The organism is Hyphomicrobium sp., assembly GCF_036780825.1.
GTDB lineage: Bacteria > Pseudomonadota > Alphaproteobacteria > Rhizobiales > Hyphomicrobiaceae > Hyphomicrobium_C.
The window spans coordinates 1-4,808 of record NZ_DAIQCD010000065.1 but is presented as its reverse complement, the minus strand read 5'-3'; the positions used below and the strand labels follow the sequence as shown (position 1 = coordinate 4,808).

The 4,808-nt window shown below is 65.3% G+C and carries 6 protein-coding genes and 1 pseudogene; 6 read left to right on the top strand and 1 reads right to left on the bottom strand.

Annotation, left to right across the window (positions count from 1 at the left end):
- Positions 1–45 precede the first annotated feature (45 nt).
- The 6 genes from V7P99_RS14660 to V7P99_RS14635 all read left to right on the top strand — a co-directional run bounded on the left by V7P99_RS14660 (position 46) and on the right by V7P99_RS14635 (position 4,683).
- Positions 46–321 (top strand): hypothetical protein, encoded by a 276-nt coding sequence (locus V7P99_RS14660; RefSeq protein ID WP_333795573.1) that lies wholly within the window; start codon positions 46–48, stop codon positions 319–321.
- A gap of 61 nt (positions 322–382) precedes the next feature.
- Positions 383–1,888, top strand: coding sequence for an Asp-tRNA(Asn)/Glu-tRNA(Gln) amidotransferase subunit GatA (gene gatA, locus V7P99_RS14655; protein ID WP_333795572.1), 1,506 nt, complete (start codon positions 383–385; stop codon positions 1,886–1,888).
- 34 nt (positions 1,889–1,922) lie between these two features.
- A complete protein-coding gene (locus V7P99_RS14650; RefSeq protein ID WP_333795571.1) occupies positions 1,923–2,225 on the top strand; it encodes a chorismate mutase in 303 nt (100 codons plus the stop codon).
- On the top strand, positions 2,222–2,509 hold the full coding sequence (locus V7P99_RS14645; protein ID WP_333795570.1) for a hypothetical protein: 288 nt from the start codon (positions 2,222–2,224) through the stop codon (positions 2,507–2,509). The genes V7P99_RS14650 and V7P99_RS14645 overlap by 4 nt, the downstream gene beginning before the upstream one ends.
- A gap of 24 nt (positions 2,510–2,533) precedes the next feature.
- Entirely contained in the window at positions 2,534–4,012 is a 1,479-nt protein-coding gene (gene gatB / locus V7P99_RS14640) for an Asp-tRNA(Asn)/Glu-tRNA(Gln) amidotransferase subunit GatB (RefSeq protein WP_333795569.1), read from the top strand.
- A 149-nt stretch (positions 4,013–4,161) separates the two neighbouring features.
- Positions 4,162–4,683 carry a hypothetical protein gene (locus tag V7P99_RS14635; protein ID WP_333795568.1) on the top strand — a complete coding sequence of 174 codons (522 nt, stop codon included), beginning with the start codon at positions 4,162–4,164 and terminating at the stop codon, positions 4,681–4,683.
- A gap of 39 nt (positions 4,684–4,722) precedes the next feature.
- Here the strand turns inward: V7P99_RS14635 and V7P99_RS14630 are convergent.
- Positions 4,723–4,808: pseudogene (locus V7P99_RS14630) on the bottom strand (rRNA methylase); the annotation flags it as partial.

Sequence of the window (4,808 nt, the reverse complement as noted above, 5' to 3'; positions counted from 1 at the left end):
GGAATGATCGGGTGAGGGCAGCGCAACGGAAGCGGAGGCTCGAGGATGTCCAAGATATTCGCCCTGCTGGCGGTGGCGCTGATTGCGACGGGGGCGCTCGTGCTGGCGGTGCCGCGCGAGGACGGAAGCTCCGGTGCCCGGTCGCTCTCGCCACAGGCCATCAGCGACACGCCCGCCTATCTGCTGCGGGCGCGCGAAATCGCCGAGCAGATCAACGCGCCGCTGTCGGTCGCGTTCGGGTTCGTGAGCCTCTACTACTCGCGCCGCAGTTATCACATCAACAAGGCGCGGGCCGAGGCCGAACGGGCGCGCTCGGGCTGAGCGTGGTGAAGACCGCAAGGAAGTTCAAACGCGCGCATATGCCAGGAAGGGAAAACAGAACGTGAGCGATCTGACGCGCCTGACGCTGGCTGAAGCGCGCGACGGGCTGAAAAAGAAGTCCTTTTCCGCCACCGAGCTGGCGGAAGCGCACATTCGCGCCATCGACGCGGCCAATCCTGCACTCAATGCCTATGTGCTGCCGACACCGGAGCACGCGCTGGCCCAGGCCAAGGCGAGCGATGCGCGCCTGGCCAAAGGCGAGGCCCGTCCGCTCGAAGGTCTTCCGCTCGGCAACAAGGACCTCTTCTGTACGGACGGCATCCGCACCACGGCGTGCTCGCGGATACTCGACGGCTTCACGCCCACCTATGAATCGACCGTCGGCGCCAATCTCTGGAACGCCGGCGCGGTGATGCTGGGCAAGCTCAACAACGACGAGTTCGCCATGGGCTCGTCGAATGAGACGAGCTGCTTCGGTCCCGTGGTCTCGCCGTGGCGCCGCACGGGACGCGAGGACCGGCTCGTCCCCGGCGGCTCGTCCGGCGGCTCGTCGGCTGCCGTCGCGGCGGATCTCTGCCTTGCGGCCACGGCGACCGATACGGGGGGCTCCATTCGGCAGCCTGCGGCCCTGACCGGCACCGTCGGCCTCAAGCCGACCTATGGGCGCTGCTCGCGTTGGGGCATCATCGCCTTCGCGTCATCCCTCGAGCAGGCCGGCCCGATCACCAAGACGGTACGCGACGCCGCCATCATGCTCGGCTCCATGGCCGGTCATGATCCGAAGGATTCGACCTCCGTCGACGCGCCCGTTCCCGATTACGAGGCGGCGCTGGCGGGCGGCATCAAGGGCTTGCGCGTCGGCGTGCCCAAGGAGTACCGCGTCCCCGGCATGTCGAAAGAGATCGAGGATCTCTGGGCGTCCGGCATCGAATGGCTGAAGGCAGCGGGTGCGAGCATCCACGAGATCAGCCTGCCGCACACGAAGTATGCGCTGCCGGCCTACTACATCGTGGCCCCGGCGGAAGCCTCCTCGAATCTGGCGCGCTATGACGGCGTCCGCTACGGGATGCGCGTACCGGGTCGGGACGTCATCGACACGTATGAGGAGACCCGCGCCGCAGGGTTCGGCAAGGAAGTGCGCCGGCGCATCCTGATCGGCACCTATGTGCTGTCGGCTGGCTATTACGATGCCTATTATCGCCAGGCTCAGAAGGTGCGCACGTTGATCAAGCGCGATTTCGACGAGGCATGGAACACGGTCGACGTCGTGTTGACGCCGACGACGCCCTCGCCAGCCTTCGCCATCGGCGAGAAGACGATGGACCCGCTATCCATGTATCTTGAGGATATTTTCACGGTCACGGTGAACATGGCCGGCCTGCCGGGTATTTCGGTGCCCGGCGCGCTATCCTCGGAGGGCACGCCTCTCGGGCTTCAGCTCATCGGTAAGCCTTTCGACGAGGCGACGCTGCTGCGCGCGGCTCAGACCATTGAGGATGCGGCGGGCCGCTTCACGGCTGGCGCGCGCTGGTGGGCCGGCGAGACCGCGGCATCGGGAGGCGAATGATATGGATCCGAAGCGCCCCTGGGAATGCGCGGACATGAGCCAAGTCCGCTCTGAGATCGACCGGATCGACGCCGCTCTCGTCGGTCTCATCGCCGAGCGCTTCGGCTATGTCGAGCGCGCTTGGCAGCTCAAGAACAATCCGAGCGAGGCCAATGTCCCCTGGCGCATCCAGCAGGTGATCGACAAGGTTAGGTCCCATGCCGAGGAGAAGGGCCTGCCGCCGGAAGTGATCGAGATGGTCGGCGCCCAGTGGCGCAACATGATTGGCTGGTTCGTCCAGTACGAGGAGGAAAAGCTCCGCCAGCAGGAGACGGGCAGCGGCGAGACGGCGAAATGATCTCCATCGACGCCTTCGATCCGCTGACGCTCATGCTGCTCGCGGCGTTCAATCCTGCGGTGATCGCCGTGGCCGTGCTCATGGGGCGCAATGCCGACCAGTGGCAGAAGCTGCCGATCGCGGCCCTTGCTGCGGCGCTCGTCGGATTTCTACTTTATTGGATCGGCGGCCAGCTCGGTCTGTTTTCCATTCACGCGGTCGGCGGCGAGGCGGCGGTCTTCGTGCTGCAGATCGTTCTCGGCTTTGCCTGGGCGGCGCTGGGCTACGGGTTGCGCAAGCGCTGAGCTTGCCTGGAAGGAACGGAACTCATGCAGGATACGGCGAAGAGCGGCGGCAAGGGCAGCAAGCTGATCCCCGGCGCGACCGGCGATTGGGAAGTCGTGATCGGCATGGAGGTGCACGCGCAGGTGGCGTCCGCCTCGAAGCTGTTCTCGGGCGCCTCGACTGCTTTTGGCGGCGAGCCGAACAGCCACGTCTCGCTCGTGGATGCGGCCATGCCCGGCATGCTTCCGGTGATCAACGCTGAGTGCATCGCCCAGGCGGTTCGCACCGGCCTCGGCCTCAAGGCCGAGATCAATCTCAATAGCGTCTTCGACCGAAAGAACTACTTCTATCCGGATCTGCCGCAGGGCTATCAGATCAGCCAGTTCAAGCAGCCGATCGTCGGCGCGGGCGAGGTCGAGATCGAGGTCGACGGCGAAGTGAAGCGCGTCGGCATCGAGCGCCTGCACCTCGAGCAGGACGCCGGCAAGTCGATCCACGACCAGAGCCCGGACTATTCCTTCGTCGACCTCAATCGTTCGGGCGTGGCTTTGATGGAGATCGTCTCCAGGCCGGACCTGCGGTGTGCAAAGGAGGCTCAGGCGTATGTGACCAAGCTGCGCACCATCCTGCGCTATCTCGGCACCTGCGACGGCGACATGGAGAAGGGCAATCTTCGTGCGGACGTGAACGTGTCCGTGCGCAAACCAGGCGGCCCGCTCGGCACGCGCTGCGAGATCAAGAACGTCAACTCGATCCGCTTCATCGGCCAGGCCATCGAGGCCGAGGCGCGCCGCCAGATTGACATCATCGAGGACGGCGGCGCCATTGAGCAGGAGACGCGCTTGTTCGATTCCGCGAAGGGCGAAACGCGATCCATGCGCAGCAAGGAGGAAGCGCACGACTACCGCTACTTCCCCGATCCGGATCTTTTGCCGCTCGAGCTCGAGCAGAGCTTCGTCGACGATCTCGCCCGCCACCTTCCGGAACTGCCGGACGCCAAGCACGCGCGCTTCATCAGTGAGTATGGCCTCTCGGCCTACGACGCGGGCGTGCTCGTTGCCGAGCGCGAGAATGCGGACTACTTCGAGGCGGTCGCCAAGGGCCGCGACGGGAAGCTCGCCGCCAACTGGGTGATCAATGAGCTGTTCGGTCGCCTGAACAAGGAAGGGAAGGACATCGCCCGCGCGCCGGTGTCGGCGTCCCAGCTCGGCGGCCTCGTCGATCTGATCTCGGCTGGCACCATATCGGGGAAGATCGCCAAGGACCTGTTCGAGATCCTTTGGACGGAGGGCGGCGATCCAGCGGAGATCGTGGAAGCGCGCGGCATGAAGCAGGTGACCGACACGGGCGCCATCGAGAAGGCCGTGGACGAGATCATCGCCGCCAACCCCGAGAAGGTGGAGCAGGCGAAGGCTAAGCCATCCATGCTTGGCTGGTTCGTCGGCCAGGTTATGAAGGCGACCGGCGGCAAGGCGAATCCCGCTGCCGTCAACGAAACCTTGAAGAAGAAGCTCGGCCTCTGACCTTCATCAAGGACGCCCACGGCGCCTGAGGCGTCTCCGACACACGCCGCCCGCGATTTTGCGCGCTCCCTGGAACCGCCTGTTGCGCGAAGAAGCCGTCTCGGCAAGCTGAGGCGGCGGGATTCGGGCGAGCGGCATAGGGGGCTTTCATGACTCTCCTTCGAACTATGACCAGGCGCATCGGCCTGCCGGCCCTCGCCGCGCTGGCGCTCTTCGCGACATCGCCGCCCGTGGTGGATGCTGCGCCCCAGGCCATCGGGCCTTTCGCCAGCCTCGAAGGCTGGTGGGGCGGCGCGGGGCGTCTCCGCTTCACCGACGGCAAGACCGAGGACGTGAAGTGCCGCGCCACCTACTTCATCGAGGGCGAGGGCCAGCACCTGCGCCAGACCATCCGCTGCGCGTCCGGCAGCGGCAAGATCGAGGTCAAGAGCGTGGTCCGTCATGCCGAGGGAAAACTCCTCGGGGAGTGGACGGAGGAGATGTACAACATCACCGGTACGCTCGACGGCGCGGTGACGGAGCGCGGCTATCGCGTCTCGGTGCAGGGGACGCAGGGCTCGTCGCTCTCGGCGAACATGGACATCATCGTCATGGACAAGCGCCAGATGGTGGAGATCCAGTTCTTCAGCGAAACGCTTGTTGGCTTGACGCTGCTTCTGAACAAAGGTTGAGCTTCGCTGCGTCTCGCATGATGGCAAGCGGCGGCCGTCCTATTCTGGAAATCCATCCGTCTGCCGCAGCGCTTCGCCGAGCACGATCGCGGCCGCGACCGCGATGTTGAGCGAGCGCAGGCCAG